This window comes from Actinomadura sp. SCN-SB, from assembly GCF_043906805.1.
Lineage (GTDB): Bacteria > Actinomycetota > Actinomycetes > Streptosporangiales > Streptosporangiaceae > Spirillospora.
The window spans coordinates 99,010-118,784 of record NZ_JBIMPP010000003.1 but is presented as its reverse complement, the minus strand read 5'-3'; the positions used below and the strand labels follow the sequence as shown (position 1 = coordinate 118,784).

The following is a 19,775-nucleotide window of genomic DNA, read 5'->3' as shown; positions in this document are numbered from 1 at the left end:
GCATTATGGTCCTACCAATAGTCTGATCAAAGGGGAGGGTATGGCCGACGGTAACGCGCTCGTCCAGGACGAACTGGCGGCGAAGTTCAGAACCGAGAAGGACTCCCCCTACACCCGCTGGGTGGCGGCGGAGGGGCTGGACATCATCGCCGCCCACTACGTCCCCGACCTGCGCACGGTCGAGCTCAAGCCATGGGAGCGGCGCGGCGGGCGCGGCGTGTTCATCAACCACGAGGCCACCCGTACCTCCAACGACTGCTACGTCTGCGAGATCCCGGCGGGAGGGAGCCTGGCGCCCCAGCGGCAGCTGTTCGAGGAGATGATCCTGATCCTGGAAGGCCAGGGCTCCACCCGCGTCTGGAACGACGCCGGCGCCGAGGTCTCCTTCGAATGGCAGGCCGGCTCGCTGTTCGCCATCCCGCTCAACACCCACCACCAGCACTTCAACGGCTCGGGCCTGAAGGCCGCCCGGTTCGTCGCCTCGACCAACCTGCCGCCCGTCCTCAACCTCTACGACGACGTCGACTTCGTGTTCGGCACGGCCCGGGACTTCCCTGGCCGGTTCGATGGGGAGCCCGACTACTTCTCCCCCAAGGGCGAGCAGAAGGGGCTGCTGCTGGACACCAACTTCGTCGCGGACGCGGCCAACCTGCCGCTGGTGGAGGCGAAGGAACGCGGCGCGGGCGGCGGGCACATCCGCTTCTCGATGGCCAAGGGATCGATGAACAGCCACATCTCCCAATTCCCCGTGGCCACCTACAAGAAGGGCCACCGGCACGGCCCCGGAGCTCACGTCATCATCCTGACGGGCACGGGCTACAGCCTGATGTGGCCCGAGGGCGAGGAACCGCGGCGCTACGAATGGGGCCCCGGGACGCTGATCGTCCCGCCGAACATGTGGTTCCACCAGCACTTCAACACCGGCCCCGAGCCCGCCCGCTACCTGGCGTTCAAGCACGAGGGGGTCGCGATCCGCAACGCCCAGGGCGTGCCCAAGGCATGGATCAGCAGGCGCATCGGCGGCGACCAGATCGACTACGCGGACGAGTCGCCGTTCGTGCGGGACACCTTCCGCAAGGCGCTCGCCGAGCACGGGCTCGAACCGCGGATGGACGAGGCGTACACCGCCGAGCTCGAAACGCTGCCGCCCAAGCCGTGACCCCGCCCCCTTCGCACGATGCTGCCGTCCACTCGACGTACGTCCCGGACCACGATCACGAGCACGACGACGACGCGCTGGACCCGCTCGAGGACAACCCGATCTGGCAGCAGGACAACGTCACGCTGCACAGCGTCGGCATCGACATCGGATCGTCGGGCACGCAGGTGCTGTTCTCACGCCTGCGGCTGCGGCGGATCGGCGAGAGCCTGACCACCCGCTACATCGTCGTCCGCCGGGAGACGCTCTACCGCTCGCCGGTCGCGCTCACCCCGTACGCGAGCGCCGAGCGCATCGACGCGGAGGAGCTGGGGGCGATCATCGACAGGGCGTACGGCGCCGCGAACATACGCCCGGCCGACATCGACACCGGGGTGGTGATCCTCACCGGGGAGGCGCTGCGCCGCCGCAACGCCGAGGCCATCGCGACCGTCCTCGCCGAGCGCGGGGGCGAGCTGGTCACCGCGACCGCGGGCCACAACATGGAGGCCATGCTCGCCGCCTACGGCTCGGGGTCGGCGCGGGTCTCCCACGACACCGGGCGGCGCGTCCTGAACATCGACATCGGCGGCGGGACGACCAAGCTGGCGGTGCTGGAGCACGGCAGGCCCGTGACGACCTCCGCGCTGGCCGTCGGCGGGCGGCTGCTGGTCGTGGACGAGCGGGACCGCGTCGTCCGTCTCGACCCGGCCGGGCGCCGGCACGCGGCCCGTGCCGGGTACGCGTGGGAGCCCGGTGACCTCGCCCGTCCCGAGGACCTGGAGTCGGTGACCGAGACGATGGCGGACGCGCTCGTCGCGGCCCTCACCGCCCGCCCGCTCCCCGACGACGTGGCCGAGCTGTACCTCACCGAGCCGCTGGAGGAGACGGGGCCGATCGAGGGCGTCATGTTCTCCGGCGGCGTCGCCGAGTACGTCTACGGCAGGGAGGACCGGGGGTTCGGCGATCTCGGCCGGGGGCTCGGGCGGGCGCTGCGCCGGCGGGTCGACTCCGGGGCCCTGCCCTTCCCGCTGCTGCCGCCGGGCGAGTGCATCCGCGCCACCGCGCTCGGCGCGTCCGAGTACAGCGTTCAGCTCAGCGGGAACACCGGCTGCGTCACCGACCCCGGCGCGCTCCTGCCACGGCGCAACCTCCAGGTCGTGCGGCCGGACCACCGGCCCGGCGAGACGGTCGACCCGGCGGCGGTGGCGGACGCGATCCGCCGCCGCCTCGTCGCCCTGGACGCCGACCTGTCCGGCGCGGACGTCGTCCTGGCCATGTCATGGGACGGGCCGCCGAGCTACGACCGGCTCCTGCCCTTCGCGACCGGCATCCGGGACGGCCTGGCGGACCGGATCGCGCAGGGCAGGCCGGTCTACGTCATGCTCGACGGGGATGTCGCCATGACGCTCGGCCGGCTGCTCCGCGAGGAACTGGCCGTCGGCACCGACCTCCTGGTCATCGACGGCCTCAGCCTGCGGGACTTCGACTACATCGACATCGGCCGCGTCCGGCACCCGTCCGGCACGGTACCGGTCACGATCAAGTCGCTGGTCTTCGGCGCGTGAGCCTCGGCGCGTGAGCCGGCTTCAGGCGGAGCCCTCCGGCGGGGCCGCGTCCGATCCCTCCGCGCTCGCCTCCGCGAGCCGGTCGGCGGTCCGCCGCAGGTGGCGGGTCATGATGGCACGGGCCCGTTCGAGGTCGCGCTGCTCGATCGCCGCGACCAGCTCGTAGTGCTCGTGCGCGCCGCGCGCGCCCATCAGGGGAGCGGCGACCTGCGCCTGCTGAAGCGACATCAGCAAGGGGCCGTGGAAGCTCTGCACCAGCATCTCGATGGCCGGGTTGTGGGTGGACGAGGCGACCCGCACGTGGAACGCCGCGGACATGTCCATGGTGTACGAGCCGTCCTCCAGCGCGTCCATGCCCTGCTCGACGAGCGCCCGGAGATCCGCGATGTCCTCCTCGGTGGCGCGCTCCACCACCAGCGGCAGGATGCCCAGCTCGAAGACCATGCGGGCCTCGGTGACGTCGCTCCCGGTCATCGGCGCCAGGGCCAGGAGCTCGGCGAGCCCCTCCCCCACCCGCTCGCTGGACGGACTGGTGACGAAGGCGCCGCCGCGGGCGCCGACGCGGATCTCCACCAGCCCGCTGGCCTCCAGGACGCGCAGCGCCTCGCGGACGGTGACACGGCTCACCCCGAACCGCTCGCACAGGCTGCGCTCGCTGGGCAGCCGGTCGCCGGGGACGAGCTTGCCCTCCCTGATCAGCAACCGCATCTGCTCGACGATGACCTCGGAGATGCGGCCGACGCTGACCGGGCTGAACAGGTCCTCGGTGCTCTTGCCGCCAGACGACTCCGGCGGTCCTGGTGCCATACCGGCATCCTCCACGATTCGGGTCCGGTGCCCGGACGTCCCATAATGGTCTGACCAATGCGACGGTACTTCAACCGAAGCGCGACCGGGCCCCTCTACAAGAATCGTAATGGGGCCAGGCCATGGACCAGCGCAGAACCGCCTGCGACACCGGTCACATTGGTCTGATGGTTTGCTATCGTTCCAATATGGGGCAGACCATGCGGATCGCCATCGCCGCAGATCACAACGGGCTCGCGTTGAAGGCCCACCTGATACCCCTGCTCACCGCCCAGGGCCACGAGGTCGACGACCGCGGGGCGCACGACGGCGACGGGGAGGTGGTCGACTACCCGCCGCTCTGCGCGGACGTCTGCGCGCGGGTCACCGACGGCCGCGCCGACCGCGGGATCGTGCTGGGCGGCAGCGGCATGGGCGAGGTGATCGCCTGCAACAAGATCCCCGGCATCCGGGCCGGGCTGTGCCATGACCGGTTCACCACGGAGATCTCCCGCGGCAACAACGACGCCAACGTGATCGTGATGGGCGCCAAGGTGCTCGACCACGAAACGGCCGCGCGACTCCTCGACCTCTGGCTGACCACCCCGTTCAAGGGCGGCCGCCACCAACACCGCCTCGCCCAGATCACCGCCCTCGAACGAGGCGAACCCCTCCCCTGACCCGGCCACAGGCCGGCGTCGCGTCATTTCAAGGCGGCATGGGGCGATTCCTGCACGGGCACCGGGCTGACACGGACGGCCCTGAGCCGCAGAACGCCGGCGCCCCAGCCGATGAGCACGCACGCCGCCATCATCAGCGCGAAATGGATCGTGCCGCTGCTCAGGCTGCCGGAACCGTGCCCCTGAATCGCGTACGCGGTCAGTTCTCGGGTCGACCACAGCGGCAGCAGCCTGGCCGCCGCGCCCGCGGGGTCGACCAGGAGTTGCAGGGCCATGATGGAGAGCAGCGCGAGGGCGCCTTCGAGCTCCCGGGAGATGACGAGGCTGACGAGGGCGCCCAGCGGCGCGCCGATCAGCACGGTCGTCACCAGCAGCAAGGCCACTCCGGCGAGGTGCGGCAGATCCTCCTGCGTCACGGCGACGAGCCCGAAGTAGACCCCGGCGACGAACACCCCGACGGCCGCGAGCGCCGCCTGCCTGCCGAAGAACAAGGCGGTCGGCGACGCTCCGATCACGGTGAGGCGCCGGTCGAGGCGGCGCGCCCCGACATGGCTGAACAGGGCCAGCGTCGCGACCGCCCAGCCCACACCGACGGACAGGAAGCGGATCGCCTGCCAGTGCACGTCGATGCGCACCACGTAGAACACCAGCGGCAGAAGGAAGACGAACAGCAGAGCCACACGGCGGCGGATCATCTCCTGCAGGCTGATGGAGGCAACGGTCAGAAGCATCATGATTCGCCCACCGGCTGTAGTTCCAGAACATGGTCGACGCGGTCGAGGTCGTGGAGCATATGGCTGACGACCAGCACGCCGGCGCCTCCGTTGCGCCACCGGAAGACCTGATCCCAGAAATCGACGTAGGAGTCCTGGTCGAAGCCTTGATAGGGCTCGTCGAGCAAGATGAGGTCAGGACCGTTCAACTCGCTGAGAACCACGTTGAGTTTCTGCCGGGTCCCACCCGAGAGATGAGAGGCGACCACATTCCTCCGAGGACGCCACCCGAGCTGGGCGGCCAGATGGGAACCGACGGAGACGGCCTCCTTGCGGTTCATCCGGCAGGCGGCGCCGAAGAGCCTGAAGTGCTCCGCCGGGGTCAGCAGGGGCGCGACCCCCTCGTGCTGCGGCGCGTACCCGATCCGTTCGGTACGCTGCACCGTCCCGGACGAGGCGCGAGTCAGCCCCGCGCATATGTTGAGCAGCGTTGATTTGCCCGAGCCGTTGGCTCCGATGACCGCGGCGACCTCTCCCGCGCGCAGATCCAGATTCACTTCACGCAAGACCTGGCGTCGCCGATAGCGCTTGGTCACGTTCCGCAGACGGAGAACGATCGCGTCCCGCCGACGCGGCGGTGGCGCCGCATGCCTCGTGGCCTGCCGCACAGTCCGGGCCAGAGCGCCCGCATAGGTCAGTGCCGGGCCGTACATCGAACCGGGCTCGACCCCGGCGGCCGCCGCCTCGGCCAGTGCGTCATCGGTCAGCTCGCCGGCCTCGGCCTCCTCGATCCCGGCGTCTATCAGGTGCCGGAAAAGCAGCATCCCCCAGTCGTCGGCCATCACTCTCTCCCTGACCGCGCAGCCGGGGCCTCGACCACGGCGCTCATCGCAGCGCGGAACTGTATCCAGGCACCGCGCCGCTCGTGCATCGTGGCCCGGCCGAGGTCGGTGAGTTCGTAGTATTTCCGCGGAGGGCCCGATGGCGAGACCTCCTTCTCCGTCCGCACAAGCCCTTGCTTCTCCAGCCGCAGGAGAGCTGGATACAGGGTTCCTCCGGGAACCTCGTCGAAGCCCACCTCGGCGAGCCGCTCCACCAGCCCCCTCCCGTAGTCCCGACGATCGGCGAGCAGGCACAGCAGGCACAGGTCCAGGAATCCATGGAGCCACTGCTGCGAAATGTTCCGTGGCATGCTAAGTAGTCTAACTGACTACCGACGCTCGGTATCAACCCGTTCTCACTAGAACGCCGCACGCTACGAGGCGGAGGCCGGTCCAGCGAACAGGCCGCCCGTCGACGCAGCCGCCGACTTCACGAAGTGGGTGCGACGCGATGTCGGATCGGGGCTCGTCCCATTCGTCTTTGAGGAGAAGGGCACGATCGACGTCACCGGCGTACAGGAGCCTTGGCGCCACTGTCCCGTGCCTCGACCGGCCACCGCCCGATCATTCAGGAAAGGAAGGCAGCATGAAGTACGTGCTGATGTTCGTCGAGACCGAGGAGTTCCGGCGCGAACTGGAGGCGATGAGCGAGGCGCAACGGCAGGAGGCGTTCGAGGCCGTCGGCCGCTGGTTCGCCGACCACGCCGCCCGGATCACCCACCACGCCCACCTGCGGCCCGCCGAGACCGCCACCACGGTACGGCTGACCGGCGGGGACGCCATCGTCACCGACGGGCCGTTCGTGGAGGGCAAGGAGGTCGTATCCGGCTACGCCGAGATCGAGGTCGCCGACCTGGACGAGGCGATCGCGATCGCCCGGTCCTGGCCGGCCTGCCCGATCGTCGAGATCCGCCCGATCACCTGACCGAGCCGATGACCCCGCCGCACGATCGCCCGCGGGAGCGGGTGGACGCCGAGCTGGCCCGCGTGGTGCGCGAGCACGCGGGCCGGCTGACGGCGTGCCTGGTCCGGGTGCTGGGCGACTTCGCCGCCGCGGAGGACCTCGTCCAAGACGCCGTCGAGACCGCCCTGCGCCGCTGGCCCGTCGACGGGATCCCCGAGCATCCCGACGCCTGGCTGCTGACGACCGCCCGCCGCCGCGGTATCGACCTGCTCCGCCGCCAGGCCACCTACCGCGACAAGCTCGCCCAGCTCACCGGCCCGGTACCGGCCGAACCCGACGACTGGCTGAAACTCATCTTCACCTGCTGCCATCCGGCGCTGCCGCGCACCGCGCAGATCGCGCTGACCCTGCGGACCGTGTGCGGGCTGACCACCGCCCAGATCGCCGCGGCGTTCCTGGTGCCCGAGGCCACCGTGAGCCAGCGCATCACCCGCGCCAAACGCAAGATCACCGACGCGGGCATCCCGTACCGCGTCCCGGCCGGCGCCGACCTGCCCGACCGGCTCGGCCAGGTCCTCGCGGTCATCTACCTGCTGTTCAACGAGGGCTACCTGACCAGCACCGGCGACCGCTCGCACGCCCCCGGCCTCGCCGGCGACGCCGAATGGCTCGCCTCCCAACTGGCCTGGCTGATGCCCAAGCAGCCCGAGGCGCTCGGCCTCCTCGCCCTCATCCGCCTGCACCAGGCGCGCACTCCCGCTCGCTTCGACCCGGCCGGCAACCTGGTCCCGCTGCCCGACCAGGACCGCGCCCGCTGGGACCACGCGGCCATCGCCGAGGCGACCCGTCTCCTCGAACGCGCCGCCGCCCACCGCCGTCCCGGCCCCTACCAACTCCAGGCCGCCATCGTCGCCTGCCACGCCGAAGCCCCCACCTGGACCGACACCGACTGGCCCCAGATCGTCGTCCTCTACGACATGCTGCTGGCCCTGGCCCCGTCCCCGGTGCACCGGCTGCATCGCGCCATCGCCCTGCGTCACCACCCCGGTGAACGCGGCGGCCCCCGCAACGCCCTGGCCGACCTGGACGACCTTCCACCGGCCGACCGCAAGGTGCTGGAGCGCTACCCCCTCTTCCACGCCACCCGCGCCGAACTGCTCCGCGCCCTCGACCAGCCCGACACCGCCCGCGCCGCCGACCAGCGCGCCCTGGCCCTCACCACCAACCCCGCGCAGCAAAACCTGCTACACCAACGCCTCGCCTGGAAGTAGCCCACGCGTCCCGCGCCCGCGCCATCGGCTCCCACACCTTGGACGAACCACGTTTTCCCAGGTCATAGCCTTAACTGGTGTGGGAAGACGGTGGGTCGGTCCCAGGGGTTGGGACGTGGAGCTGATCCGGCTTGACGGGCGGCCGATCCTGCGCGCCCGCCAGCACGGCGTCCTCCGCGGCTACTACGCCACCATCGCGGAGCTGGAAGTGGTACTCGCAGCGGCCGGGCTGACCATGGCGGACCTGGTGGAGGTCCTTCCCACCGCCGCTCGCCGCCATTCCACCTGAACGCCACCGCAGCGGCGTCCGGCCAGCGGCCGTCCCATGCGCCTGCCGGGCCTCTTTAATGCTGCGGCACCAGGAGCGTCATCGCGGTTGAGAACACCGTGTCTCGCATGGACGAAGTCTGGATTCTTAGCAGAGTCAAGCCGCCGGTTGCGAACGCCCAGGCCCCGCGGTCGTCAATCCCATGCGTGTTATCCCGGCCGAGGGCGTCGCCGACATGAAGGACAGACCAGCGGCGGGCTCGACCGCATCGAGCCAGTAGAGCAGGAACGGGCTAAGGGCCGCACCGCCCGTGAGATTATCGACGAGTTACCGAATGTACGTGTTGCGCTTACGTTAAAGGGAGCTTGATGACCCTCCACGCGGTCCCATCGGGTGGCCCGGACCATGACCGTTCACGAACTCGTTTTCGGTGATCCAGCGGAGCTCGGCCGTTACAAGGTGACCGGGCGTGTCGGTAGCGGCGGGCAGGGGACGGTCTATCTAGGGGAGGATCCCGCCGGGCACAGGGTCGCGATCAAGGTCCTCGACGAGCCCTATCCGGACATGGAGAACCGGCGGCGGCTGGCGAGGGAAATCCAGGCGTGCCGTTCGGTCCCCCCGTACTGCACGGCCCGGGTCCTGGACGCCGATGTCACCGGAGAGCAGCCCTTCGTCGTCACCGAGTTCATCGACGGGCCGTCCCTGGACCATCGCGTCCGCGCCGACGGCCCGTTGCGCGGCGACGAACTGGTGAACCTGGCGATCGGCACCGCGACGGCACTGATCGGGATCCACGAGGCGGGGATCGTCCACCGCGACTTCAAGCCCTCGAACGTGCTTCTCGGCGCGGACGGCCCGCGCGTGGTCGACTTCGGGCTCTCCAGCTATGCCGACCTCGAACGCTCGACGATGGCCAAGGGGCCGATCGGCACACCGGTGTATCTCGCGCCTGAACTGCTCAACGGCGAGCCGGCGACCCCGGCTTCGGACGTCTACGCGTGGGGGCTCACCGTCGCCTTCGCCGCGCGGGGCCGCGTGTCCTTCTCCGGCGACAATGTCACCGCGTTGTTCTACCAGATCATGCATACGGAGCCGGATCTGGAAGGCGTACCAGGCGACCTGCGCACACTTCTCCGGGAGGCGACCCAGAAAGAGCCGGCCATCCGGCCGACCGCGCGCGACCTGCGTCGCCGGCTTCTGGAGATGTCCTCTTCAGGAGTGGCCGAAACGCTGGCCGCCGGATACCAGGACAACGAGGATCTGCCCGCCCGCTACGCGAGGTTGGGTCCGAACGCCCAGGCCCTGTTCAGACGCGCGCCGATGCTCGGGCCGGATGAGCCGCTCACCGCCGAGACCGCCGGTCTGCTGCTGGACGCCGCGCCCGCCCGTGCCGTCGCCGCGCTCACCGAACTGCGGCTCTCCGGCCTCATCCGGGTCCAGGGCAACGGGTTCGGTATCACGGACCCCGTCGTCCACGCCTTCGCCCAGCAGCGGATGGTCACCGAGGAACCGGGCATCCAGCAGGTCGTCCTCGCCCGTCTGCGCCTGGCGGCCGGGAAGCGCGCCACGGTACGGCCGGATCCGACCGTGAGCCGGGACTTCTGGACGCTGGTCGACCGTCTCGGCAAACAGCCCTACGCGGCGTCCATCGCCGCGATCATCCGATCCCCGACCACGGTCCCTCCGCTGACGATCGGGATCGCCGGTCCGTGGGGCGCGGGCAAGACCTCCCTGATGCGGATGGTCCGCGAGGACCTCGACCCCGCCGACGACAAGGGCGAGCGATCGAAGATCAGGCTCCGTGGGGGCGGCGCCCGGCTGAGCAACCGGGACGTCCTCCGCCGTGCCCGCTCCGGCGGTTCGGACCCCCGGCCTACGGCCGTCCCGGACGCCGATGACGGATGGCGCCCGACCATCTGGTTCAACCCCTGGATGTATCAGAGCGGAGAGCAGCTCTGGGCCGGGCTCGCCCAGGAGATCATCAAGCAGGTCACCAGCCGGCTCGGCATCGCCGACCGCGAACGGTTCTGGCTGGAGCTCAACCTGCGCCGGGTGGACACCGAGGAGGTGCGCCGGCGCGCGTACCGCGTGCTCCAGCAGCGCGTTCTCCCGCTGGTGCTGATCTTCGTACTGGTGGCCGCCGTAGCGGCGGGCCTGCTCGCCGCGGGCTGGATCTGGCCGCAGGTCGCCGAGGTGCTGCGGCGCGCGTCGGCCGCGGTCTTCTCGGGCGGTGCCGCGGCTCTGGCCGTGGGCGCCGCCGTCCGCTGGTGGCTGTTCCTGCGCAGCGCGGCCGGGGGCACGTTCGAGCGCCTGCTCAAACAACCCGAATCAACCCTCACCGAACCCCTGTCAGCGGCCCCGCGCGACCCCGGATACGCGGCGCGGACGGGCTTCTTGCACCTCGTTCAGGCGGACGTGCCGCGGGTGCTCGACCTGGTCGCCACCGAGCAGCGGCCCTTGGTGGTCTTCGTCGACGACCTCGACCGCTGCACACCCACGCAGGTCACGAAAGTGGTCGAGGCGCTCAACCTGTTCATGGCCGGAGAGTTCCCGCATTGCGTGTTCGTCGTGGCGATGGAACCTCAGGTGGTCGCCGCCCACCTGGCGTCCGCCTACGCCGACCCGGCGGGTCGGCCGCCGGCCGACGAACGCCTCGGCTGGCGTTTCCTCGAAAAGGTCGTCCAGCTCCCGGTCTGGCTACCGACCACACCCGCCGACCGGATGCCCGGCTACCTGCGCGACCTCCTCGGCGCGCAGAACCGTTCCCTTGAGGAGACCCCGGAGGACCCGCTCGCCGAGCCGATCGAGGACGGTCACCTCGTCGACCGGCTGGCGTCCGAGATACGCGAGAGCAGACCGGCGCTGCCGACGCTCCAGGAGGCGGCCCGGCAGGCACAGTCGAAAGTCCTGGGGAGCACCGGGGAGACCCTGGAACCCGTGACGATGCGCGCGTTCAACCGGGTCTTCGCCGAGCTGTACGGCGCGGACGTGGCATACGAGGCGTTGCGAACGTCGCTGCCGCTACTGGACCGGCCCAACGCCCGTGCGGTGAAGCGCTACGTCAATCTGTTCCGGTTCCTGACGTTCGTCGCGCACTACGAACAGACGGCGCGGGGCGTTCTCGTCCCATCCGCGGGGAAACTGGCCAAACTCGCCGCCCTGCACCTGCGCTGGCCACAGCACGTACGGGCGCTCGCGGAGATCGACAGCGAGGGCGCGACGCTCCTGGCACGGCTGGAGAAGGCGGTGCGCATGGGGGTCCCGGACGCGATCTCCATCGAGGCACCGTTCCTTCCGGAGGACGATGCCGCACGACTGCAAGAGTTCCTCGCCCATGGCGAGGAGATCGCCGAAGAGGCCCAGCGCTTCTTGTGACCCCTCCCCGAACACCCGCTACTCGGGGTCGGCGCCTCGGCCATCGTCGGCGTCCTGGGCCTCGCCGCCCGCAACGGCCGCCCCATCGGTTTCTCGGTCACCGTGGTCACCATTACGCTGGCCACGCCCCCTCCGGCCGGGCACCTGACCGGACGGCGTTCGCCGTCTCAGAACGAGGTCGCCCGCACGCACCGACAGTGAGGATCGGATGAAGCTTGGATGGACCCGCCGATGACGACCGTCCAGCCTGGACGGCCCGGCGCCCGGCCATCAGCGTGAGGGTGGGCGGGCGATGATCCAGCAAACGCTGCCGGTGCTCCTGTTGCTGGCGGCCGGGTTGGCGGCGGCTCTGGTGGCCGGGTGGCGCGGGTGGGCTCCGTCCCTGCCGGTGGCGTTGGGCGTCGGCGCGGCGCTCCGGCTACCGATCATGCTGATCTCCTCCGGAGATCCGGTGCAGCCCTACGACCTGGCCGTGGACTTCCCCAACGCCGCCGACGCCGTACTCGGTGGCCGTGATCCGGCCGTGGCCCTGGGTGACAACAGATGGCATTTCCTGCCGTTCATGGCCTACGTGCTGGCCGCCCAGAAGGAAGCGGGGGAACTGCTGGGGCTGTCATGGAACGTCAGCGGCCGGATCGTCCCGGTACTGGCCGACCTCGCCCTCATCCCGCTGGTCGGCAAGCTCGCCAGCGAACAGCACCGGCTGCGCGCGTTCCAATACGCGTGCGCACCGCTGGGACTGATGGTCAGCGCGATCCACGGCCAGTTCGGCCCTCTGTCACTGCTGTTCGCCGTGGCGGCGTTGCTGGTCGCCAGGAACGGCCGCGCGCACGCGGCGGGGATCCTGGCGGGGCTGGCGGTCACCTCGACGAGCTGGACGGCCCTGATCGTCCCCGGCATGCTGCTCACCCTGCCGGCCCTGCGTCCACGGCTCACAGCGCTCGCCTGGACGGCGGCCGTTCCCGCCGCGTCCCTGCTCAGCAGCCCGGTGCTGCTGGACACGTCATGGCACCGGCTCCCGGCCACGGTGATGGGGACGCTGTCGGCACGACCCGTGGTCGGCGACTGGGGCTGGACGGCGGTGGCGACGGCGGGCCACCAACAGGTCTCGCCCGTTCTCGGCACCGTGGGCACTCCGGTGCTGCTCGCCGGGATCCTCGTCATCGGCTGGCTGTGGCGCAGGGCCGAGCCCGACGATCTCACGCTCGCGCTGATCCTGGCCTTCCTCATCTTCACCTACAGGTTCGGACCCCAGTACCTCCTGTGGCCGATGCCGTTCCTCATCGCCCGTTCCACACGCTGGACCTGGCCCGCCATCACCGCCGCCGGACTGTGGGCGGGCGCCGCGTACCTTCACTTGCTCAGATGGCCCAACGCCCACCAATGGTGGGCGCTGTCCTCACTGCTGATCATCGCTCTTCTGATCCGTTCACTGCCGCCACGCCATACCGCCCGTACCGAACCGGACCCGTCCGGCGTCCCCGGTGCCGGTGTTGAGCGTGTACGGCGCTGAGGTCTGAACAGTCGCCGAACAAGGGTCGTGTTCAGGGGTCGCCGAAGGCGTTGGGGTCCTCGCGGAGTACTTCGAGGGCGTTCTTGGCGTTACGGCGGGCCGCGCGGCTGGGCGCGGTGTCGGCAAGCCTGGCCAGGACCTCCAAGCCGTAGGGGTTGCTCAGGGAGGCAAGCTGCCTTGCCGCGTAGTACTGCATCCAGTGGTCCGGCCCGTCGGCCAGCGCGGTCAGGATCTCGGCGTGGCGGGGCAGACGAAGGCGTGCGAGCACACGTGCCTCGAAGCCCCAGTCGTCGTCGTGGGCGGGGTCGGCGGCCAGCTCGGTGAGCAGTTCCAGGCCACGCGGGTCCCCGCCATCGTGGAGGATCTCGGCGGCCCTGATCCTGCCCGGGCCGAAGCCGTCCGGATCGGTGGCCACCTTGACGAGCACCTCCGTGCCCACCGGGTCACCGAATTCGGCGAGGGCACGTGCGGCGTCGAGCGGCAGATCCTTGGCGGGGGCGCTCTGAACGAACCTTCTGAGAAGTTCCAGGCCGCGTGGGTCGCCGAGGCTCGCCAGAGCCCGCGCGGCATCGACGTCATCGAACTCGTCCGCGGACCGGTAGAGGTACTCCGCGCCGAGCGGGTCGCCCAGTTCCCCCAGAGCCCGGCCCGCATGGACGCTGGTGGCCGTCGGATACGGGGATTCCGTCACGATCTGCGTGAGCCGCGCCGTCGCCAGGCGCAGCGTCGCCTCCGGCAGCGGTACGCCGTCCGCGATGAGCATGCTGATCAGGGTGAGATGGCCCGGCTCGCGGCCCTTGGCCAGGCGGTGCAGGAATCTGCCGACGCCGGGGGCCCGTTCCGGATGGGCGAGCCAGGCCGCGATCATGAACAGGTCGAAGGAGAGCAGCAGGTACTCGTCCGGGACCTTGGTGCCGCGACGGCCGTAGGCCCGCTCGAACTCGCGCTTGCTGCGCTCCCGGTCGTCGGCGACGCCCTTGGCCGCCAGGAACTCGGTGAGCGTCTGGTGCAGGAACACCAGGTCGTCCCCGCGTTCGGTCAGCAGGCCGGTGCGGCGCAGACCGCCCCGTACGAGCTCCGCCCAGACCGGCGCGCGCATCGCCGGAGGCCGGAGGTCGCCGAGCCAGTCGGCGGCGATCTCGGCGAGCGGCCGGTCGTCGCGGTCGGTCCAGCGCATGCGGGCCAGCCTGGGCAAGACCTCGAAGATCCGCCGGGGGAGGTCGGCGATGCCGCCGGGGTCCGTACCGTACGGCTCCAGTGCCTCGCGCGCCTGCGCGATCACGCCCGCGGCGTCGCCGGTGTACTGGCGTTCGCGAAGCAGGTCGACGAAGGTCTCGTACAGGCCGAAACGGCCGGTGGGCAACGGGCGGCGTGGATCGGCGATGTACAACTGGCACAGCATCGTGGCCAGCAGGGGGCTGCGCACGAGCGTGGAGAGCCGCCCGCCCTCGGTTCTCGCGACGAACTCCCGGGCCGCCTGCTCCGGCTCGGGCAGGCCCGAGACCGAGCACCAGTCGCGTGCGAGGTCGTGAAGCTGATCGATGCTGAACGGGAGCAGTTCATAGGTGTCGACCGTGCCCGCGACACGCAGATCGGCTCCCGGCGACGGGCGGCTGGCCACGACGAACCGGTACGGACCCGTGCCGTGGTGCCGCAACGTGGCGATGACGTCCTGTTGCCGGTGCGGATCGAGAACCTCGTCAAGGCCGTCGACGAGCACGAGCCAGCGCTCACCGGGCATGGGCGGACGGCTGAAGAATCCGCTCGGCGGCGACTCGCGCAGCCGCGGGCCCAGATCAGCCTGGACGGCCGAAAGCATCTGGGCGTCCAGAGAAGGGGCGTGGACGATGTCGGAGGCATGCACGCGGACCGGCACGCCGATGCCCTGGCCCGGGCCGTCCTCGTCCGTCTCCCGGCGGGCGAGCCATGCGTGCGCGAGGCGGGAGGCGCCGACGCGGAGCAGGCTCGACTTCCCCGCTCCGGGACCGCCGATGAGCAGGACGTCGCGATCACCCTCGAAGATCTCGATCGCCGGGGTCTGGGCGTCGGTATCGAGCATGGTCACCGTCCGCGCGTTCTGCCGCACGTACACCCGGGAGAGCGGTGGCGGCCGGACGCCCGGCAGGACGCCGGGATAGGGATGCTCGTCCGAACGCGCCACGACGGCGGACAGGTACGCGGCGAGTCTCGGACCGGGGAACCTCCAGCCGCCGGCCGCGAGCTGCTCGTCCGTGAGCTCGGACAGCCAGTCCCGGCGGGGCGCGGCCCCTTCGCATCGGGCCAGGATCTCGCTGATGGGGACGAGATGGGCGCCGCCCTTCTTGTCCGAGGTGGAGAGCATGCCGCAGACGGCTCCGGTACGGAGGTTGACGACAGGGCTCCCGCTGTAACCGGGGCCGACCGCCATCCCGTAGACGCGGGGCAGTTCGAGAACCTCGTCGGTGCTGCGCCGCGATCCGCCCTGGTACGCGAAGCTGGCGTGCTGGCCTCCCCGGAACTGACCGGCGGGATGCCCGAAGGTCCATAACACATCGTGTGTCCGGAGTTCGGTGGAGGTGAGGACCGGCGGCAGCGGGTCGCCGACGATCCGCAGCAACGCCAGATCCAGCCCGGTGCTCCGAACCCAGTGGACCCCCTCGAGACGAAGCTCGACCTCGTGGTCCAGCGCGACCACCCGGCCGTGCACCCTGTCCGGCGGTGGTTCCTGCCACCGCGCGAGCACATGAGCGCAGGTCGCGACCAGCCCGGGCGCGACCACGAAACCGGTCCCCTCCGCACCGCCGGCCGTCACCATGACCGTCGCCCGCCGCAGGAGGGCCTCCCATGCGCTCACGTCTCCGTCTTGGACCACTCCAACGTGACCTTGAACGCCGACTTTCCGGACGCCTTGCCCAGCACCGCGATGAACGACCCCGACTCCAGAACGAACTCGCAGCCGAACTCGACCGCCACCCTCGTGGCGTCGCTGTCCTGCAATCGGGACCCCACCGTCCGCGCCACGCCCATCAAGCCGTCGAGCGCCTGATCCAGGGACGGCGGACGCCAGCCGATCTCCTCTTCTTCGTCTCCGGGCCCGCCGATCTCCTCGGCGGACAGATACACCGTCTGCCCGTCCACCTCGACCGGCACCAGCGCCCCGTCCACGCCCCGTTTGATTTCGCCCATCACGGCCTCCGCCCCGTCACCCTGCGCCCGCTCCAGTATGAGCGATCACCGGCCTCCGGACGACTCGCTTCGTACGGACAGACTGGCGAGGAAAGGCACTGCGAGCGGGTGTCTTTCTGCGCAACAAGGACCGGGAAGGAATGGCGCAAGGGATGGAAGCCAGGCGCACGCATGGTGCCTGACGTCCGGATCCGGACCGCATATGGCGTACACGCGCGGGTGTGGCGGAAGGCTGTTTGCGGGACACCAGCACCTACTGGGTCTAGGGAGCAGGGCTTGCTGGGCCACTCGCTGCCCTGACAGAGGCCCGGCCGTCTCCGTTAGGAGAGCATCAATTCGTACTCGACCTGCTGAAGTGGGTTGCCGTCGCCCAAATCGTAAGCGCGGGTCGTCCCCGACTCGGTGAAACCGCACTTGGTGTAGAAGCGCCGTGACTGGACCGTGTCGCGCAGCGTCCAGAGATGAACGTGCTGGAAGCCGCCCTCCCGAGCCTTGTTCAGGGACGCGGCCATCAGCACCTTCGCGATGCCGCTCCCCCAGCCGTCGGGATGGCCGTAGAAACCGAACAACTCCGCCGAGCCCTGCCGCACCGGTGAGGGGCCCAGATAAGAGAAGGCGAGCGGACGTCCGTCCAGTGCGGCCAGCAAGACCGTGTTCTCGGACGCCGCGATCACGTCGTGCCACTTGTGGCGGCGCCGCCTGAGAGCCTCGGCGAAGAACTCCGGCTCGAAGAACCCGGCGTAGGCGGCCTTCCAAGACTCCACATGGATCTCGCCCACGACGTCTCCATCACTGGGAGAAGCGGCGAACACGGTGAAGTCTCTGGTCACGGGCCTACACTAGCGGCAGCGATCGCCCCGCCGGCCGCCGGCGCCACCCCGCTCTCCCGGTGGTGGTCTCCACCACCGTCCGGGGTCTGTCTCAGAGTTGGCCGGAGTCCTTCGTTGATGGCGGCGATTACGGTGGCCGGTAACGGACGTCGGATCGCCGCCGGGACACTCCGGGCCGCTGACCGGCCTGGTCGCTGCGCTGCTCGTCGGTCACCCGACCATCCTGCCGCGTCGTCATGGCGGTCTGGTCGGCGAGGGTCATCGTCACTGCGTCGTTCGCCCTGTCTCGCCCTGCTTGTTACTAGAAGGACTCATCTGTCCCATGTCTCACAGCAGTCTGACAGAGAGGGGCAGCGTGTGGCCGTACGCGATGCCACAACAGACCACACGGCGTATGCCGCCATGCCAGCGTGGCTTCGGTCGTTGCAGGCGGTGGAGTGGAAGGCAGCAGGTTCCAGGGGGTGGCCTGCGTTGTCACGGCACCCAGTCAAGCCGGGCCAGCCCGAGGCAGGGGCATAACCAGCTCGCTGGACGCTCGCGTTGCCGCCGAGCGGGGACGGCGGGCAAGGACAAGCTGGTCAGCGCCCCAGTCGGAGTGCCGTACCCGCACGAATCACGAAAGGCGGCGCAGCGTGCCGTCTTGGGCGACCACGGCGACCAGCCGCCGTCCGGAGATCGTCGCCTCGACCCGGTGGGACCCGTCCGATCGGCGCTGGGTGACCTTGGCCGCCGGACGTTGCCGCCCGTCGACGGGTGCGATGAGGGTGAGCATGCGCACGTCCCCGCCCCTCGCGGGCAGGACGACCACAGGTGCGGGGATCATGGTGCGGAGCCTGGGGGCCACCCAGCCCTGTCCCCGCGGGTCCTTGCCTCTGACGACGAACGCCTGCCCGTGTTTCGTACGCCCTGGATCCTGCGGGATTTGCAGGCGCAGGAAATGCACCTGGGTGGAGCCCGCCGCCGCAACGGCGTCGCGTCCGCCGTTGGCGGTGGTGGCGGCGAAATCGGGCGGCAGGTGCCACAGTTGCTCGACCGGGCGGGACGTGTTCGAGCGCACGTGGTCCAGTACCAGCAAGGCGTCAGGGTCGGACGCGGCCAGCACCGACCGCGTCCTCCTCGTCCCGCTGAACGCCGTATCGGTGAAGCGGAAGAAGTCGCCGCCCTGTGCGAAGCGGTGCCCGGTCAGCTCGGTGTCCGTGCCGTCGCGGAACGGCGCGTCCCGCACCACCACCGTGTTGTGCGCGTTCGGGGACTTCAGCCACGTCCGCCACGCCGGGTTGCTGTAGCCGACATGCCCGCTCGGTACGAGGATGTCGCGTCCCTGGGCGAAGAAGGTCAGGGCCATGTGATCTTCCTGGCCGTGGGCGAAGCGTCCGGGGCCGAAGCGGGCGGTATAGGCCATCTCCCGCTCGTAGGGACGGCCACCGTCGCCCCAGCCCGACCGCCCCACCACGTACCCCGCCTGGTACACGCGGGCCCGGGTGCTCGGCTTGGCCCCCTCCCTGCCTTTGGTCGCCGCGTACCGCAGCGGTCCGTTGCCCTTACGCGCGATATCGGAGACCTTGGCCGCCTTGGATTCGCCGATCTGGAGCATGCCACCGGCCGGGGTGGACTGGAACGCGATGAACTCGTCCATGCGCTTCAGCCTGCGGCGCAGCTCGCCGGGAACGGGGCGGTGGCAGTCGCGCATCACCGTGATCACCAGCCGCCACCGGCTCCGGTTGTAGATCGAGTAGTGGGTGGACTGCTCGTTGTCGGCTCCCTCCGCGTCGATGCCGGGCCGGGCGGCACCAGGCGGGTGCAGGGCGGTGCTCAGCAGTCGCCGGTACGCGGTCCTCGCCAGGTCTTCGCGGCCGATCCGGCAGGCCGCCGACAGTACGATCACCGACTCGTCGGTTCCGTGGTTCCAGGGCCCCGACCAGTGCCTGGAGACCCACTCGGCGTGCTCGCCGATCGCCGTGTCCAGCCAGCGGCCGGTGACATGGCCGCGCAGGCACGACAGCGTGGCCAGCCGGAACTTGGCCGCCTCCTCAGCGGCCTTGCGCTCGCCCGTATCCATGTCGCGTTCCGACCCGTGATCGGCCAGCCAGTCCCGGGTGATCCCGATGGCCTGGTCGAGCGCGGCCCGGTCGCCGGACCGCTCGTACTCCTTGATCGGACCGCCGAGCCACGCCAGCGAATGCAGCCACAGCCGCCAGGACGTGTTGCGGTACGGATCGGCGGCCCAGTCCACGTCCGTGCCGTGTGCGCCACCGGCCACCCGTGCCGGCGGAAGGCCGACCGCGCGAAACCTCCCCTCCCTGACCTGGGCCGCGGGATTGAGCCGATCCAGGCCCTTGTAGCCGAGGCACCGCGCCCCAACGGCCCGCCCCCGCGGCCCCGCCTTGGCCGCGGAGGTCGCCGGCAAGCTGCCGGACGTCAAGCGTGGCGTCGCGGGGGTGCTCGCGGACGGAACGGAGACCAGCAACAGGCCCGCGAGGGCGGTGAAGCCACCCCACCGAGATCGTGGGTACACGCCGGTAGACCTTCCCTGAGGTCCCGCCCGTATCCGCCAGCGAAAGTCGATCAACGGAGAAAAGCTGACCGGATCAACGGCTCAAGTCACCCAAGTCCGCTGGAGTTCACCTACCCCAGCCCAAAGACGACGCCAGCACTGGCCTACGCCGCCCACTGGTAAAGCTTC

16 protein-coding genes are annotated in these 19,775 nt (G+C 70.2%); 8 read left to right on the top strand and 8 right to left on the bottom strand.

The features are described 5' to 3' along the window. The first annotated feature begins 40 nt into the window (after positions 1-40). Together ACGWYJ_RS03075 and ACGWYJ_RS03070 are read left to right on the top strand one after the other, a co-directional pair. Positions 41-1,159, top strand: coding sequence for a hypothetical protein (locus ACGWYJ_RS03075; RefSeq protein ID WP_395103966.1), 1,119 nt, complete (start codon positions 41-43; stop codon positions 1,157-1,159). After that, a complete protein-coding gene (locus tag ACGWYJ_RS03070) occupies positions 1,156-2,706 on the top strand; it encodes an ethanolamine ammonia-lyase reactivating factor EutA (protein ID WP_395103965.1) in 1,551 nt (516 codons plus the stop codon). The genes ACGWYJ_RS03075 and ACGWYJ_RS03070 overlap by 4 nt, the downstream gene beginning before the upstream one ends. 21 nt (positions 2,707-2,727) lie before the next feature. On the opposite strand, the gene ACGWYJ_RS03065 is transcribed toward ACGWYJ_RS03070, so the two are convergent. Then, on the bottom strand, positions 2,728-3,513 hold the full coding sequence (locus ACGWYJ_RS03065) for a FadR/GntR family transcriptional regulator (protein WP_395103964.1): 786 nt from the start codon (positions 3,511-3,513) through the stop codon (positions 2,728-2,730). 188 nt (positions 3,514-3,701) lie between these two features. Here ACGWYJ_RS03065 and ACGWYJ_RS03060 point away from each other — a divergent pair, with 188 nt between their 5' ends. Then, positions 3,702-4,172, top strand: coding sequence for an RpiB/LacA/LacB family sugar-phosphate isomerase (locus ACGWYJ_RS03060; protein WP_395103963.1), 471 nt, complete (start codon positions 3,702-3,704; stop codon positions 4,170-4,172). Between the two features lie 23 nt (positions 4,173-4,195). Here ACGWYJ_RS03060 and ACGWYJ_RS03055 read toward each other — a convergent pair whose 3' ends face one another. The 3 genes from ACGWYJ_RS03055 to ACGWYJ_RS03045 are packed head-to-tail and all read right to left on the bottom strand — an operon-like array spanning position 4,196 to position 6,077. Next, entirely contained in the window at positions 4,196-4,906 is a 711-nt protein-coding gene (locus ACGWYJ_RS03055) for a hypothetical protein (RefSeq protein WP_395103962.1), read from the bottom strand. Then, positions 4,903-5,727 carry an ATP-binding cassette domain-containing protein gene (locus ACGWYJ_RS03050; RefSeq protein ID WP_395103960.1) on the bottom strand — a complete coding sequence of 275 codons (825 nt, stop codon included), beginning with the start codon at positions 5,725-5,727 and terminating at the stop codon, positions 4,903-4,905. Before ACGWYJ_RS03050 ends, ACGWYJ_RS03055 begins: the two co-directional genes overlap by 4 nt. Continuing rightward, on the bottom strand, positions 5,727-6,077 hold the full coding sequence (locus ACGWYJ_RS03045) for a PadR family transcriptional regulator (RefSeq protein ID WP_395103959.1): 351 nt from the start codon (positions 6,075-6,077) through the stop codon (positions 5,727-5,729). The genes ACGWYJ_RS03050 and ACGWYJ_RS03045 overlap by 1 nt, the downstream gene beginning before the upstream one ends. 275 nt (positions 6,078-6,352) lie before the next feature. Here ACGWYJ_RS03045 and ACGWYJ_RS03040 point away from each other — a divergent pair, with 275 nt between their 5' ends. The 5 genes from ACGWYJ_RS03040 to ACGWYJ_RS03020 all read left to right on the top strand — a co-directional run bounded on the left by ACGWYJ_RS03040 (position 6,353) and on the right by ACGWYJ_RS03020 (position 13,097). Beyond that, the gene (locus ACGWYJ_RS03040; RefSeq protein WP_395103958.1) at positions 6,353-6,691 is read left to right on the top strand and encodes a YciI family protein; all 339 of its coding nucleotides are present in this window, start codon (positions 6,353-6,355) and stop codon (positions 6,689-6,691) included. A gap of 8 nt (positions 6,692-6,699) precedes the next feature. Next, positions 6,700-7,941, top strand: coding sequence for an RNA polymerase sigma factor (locus tag ACGWYJ_RS03035; RefSeq protein ID WP_395103956.1), 1,242 nt, complete (start codon positions 6,700-6,702; stop codon positions 7,939-7,941). Positions 7,942-8,020: 79 nt separating this feature from the next. Next, on the top strand, positions 8,021-8,230 hold the full coding sequence (locus ACGWYJ_RS03030) for a transposase (RefSeq protein WP_395103954.1): 210 nt from the start codon (positions 8,021-8,023) through the stop codon (positions 8,228-8,230). A gap of 384 nt (positions 8,231-8,614) precedes the next feature. Next, a complete protein-coding gene (locus tag ACGWYJ_RS03025) occupies positions 8,615-11,584 on the top strand; it encodes a P-loop NTPase fold protein (protein ID WP_395103953.1) in 2,970 nt (989 codons plus the stop codon). Between the two features lie 292 nt (positions 11,585-11,876). Then, on the top strand, positions 11,877-13,097 hold the full coding sequence (locus ACGWYJ_RS03020; RefSeq protein WP_395103952.1) for a hypothetical protein: 1,221 nt from the start codon (positions 11,877-11,879) through the stop codon (positions 13,095-13,097). Positions 13,098-13,128: 31 nt separating this feature from the next. Here the strand turns inward: ACGWYJ_RS03020 and ACGWYJ_RS03015 are convergent, their stop codons facing one another. The 4 genes from ACGWYJ_RS03015 to ACGWYJ_RS03000 all read right to left on the bottom strand — a co-directional run bounded on the left by ACGWYJ_RS03015 (position 13,129) and on the right by ACGWYJ_RS03000 (position 19,352). Further along, a complete protein-coding gene (locus ACGWYJ_RS03015) occupies positions 13,129-15,930 on the bottom strand; it encodes a trypsin-like peptidase domain-containing protein (RefSeq protein ID WP_395103950.1) in 2,802 nt (933 codons plus the stop codon). After that, positions 15,927-16,262, bottom strand: coding sequence for a CU044_2847 family protein (locus ACGWYJ_RS03010; RefSeq protein ID WP_395103949.1), 336 nt, complete (start codon positions 16,260-16,262; stop codon positions 15,927-15,929). Before ACGWYJ_RS03010 ends, ACGWYJ_RS03015 begins: the two co-directional genes overlap by 4 nt. Before the next feature lie 320 nt (positions 16,263-16,582). Beyond that, on the bottom strand, positions 16,583-17,092 hold the full coding sequence (locus ACGWYJ_RS03005) for a GNAT family N-acetyltransferase (protein ID WP_395103948.1): 510 nt from the start codon (positions 17,090-17,092) through the stop codon (positions 16,583-16,585). 613 nt (positions 17,093-17,705) lie between these two features. Next, positions 17,706-19,352 (bottom strand): heparinase II/III family protein, encoded by a 1,647-nt coding sequence (locus ACGWYJ_RS03000; protein WP_395103947.1) that lies wholly within the window; start codon positions 19,350-19,352, stop codon positions 17,706-17,708. Positions 19,353-19,775 lie beyond the last annotated feature (423 nt).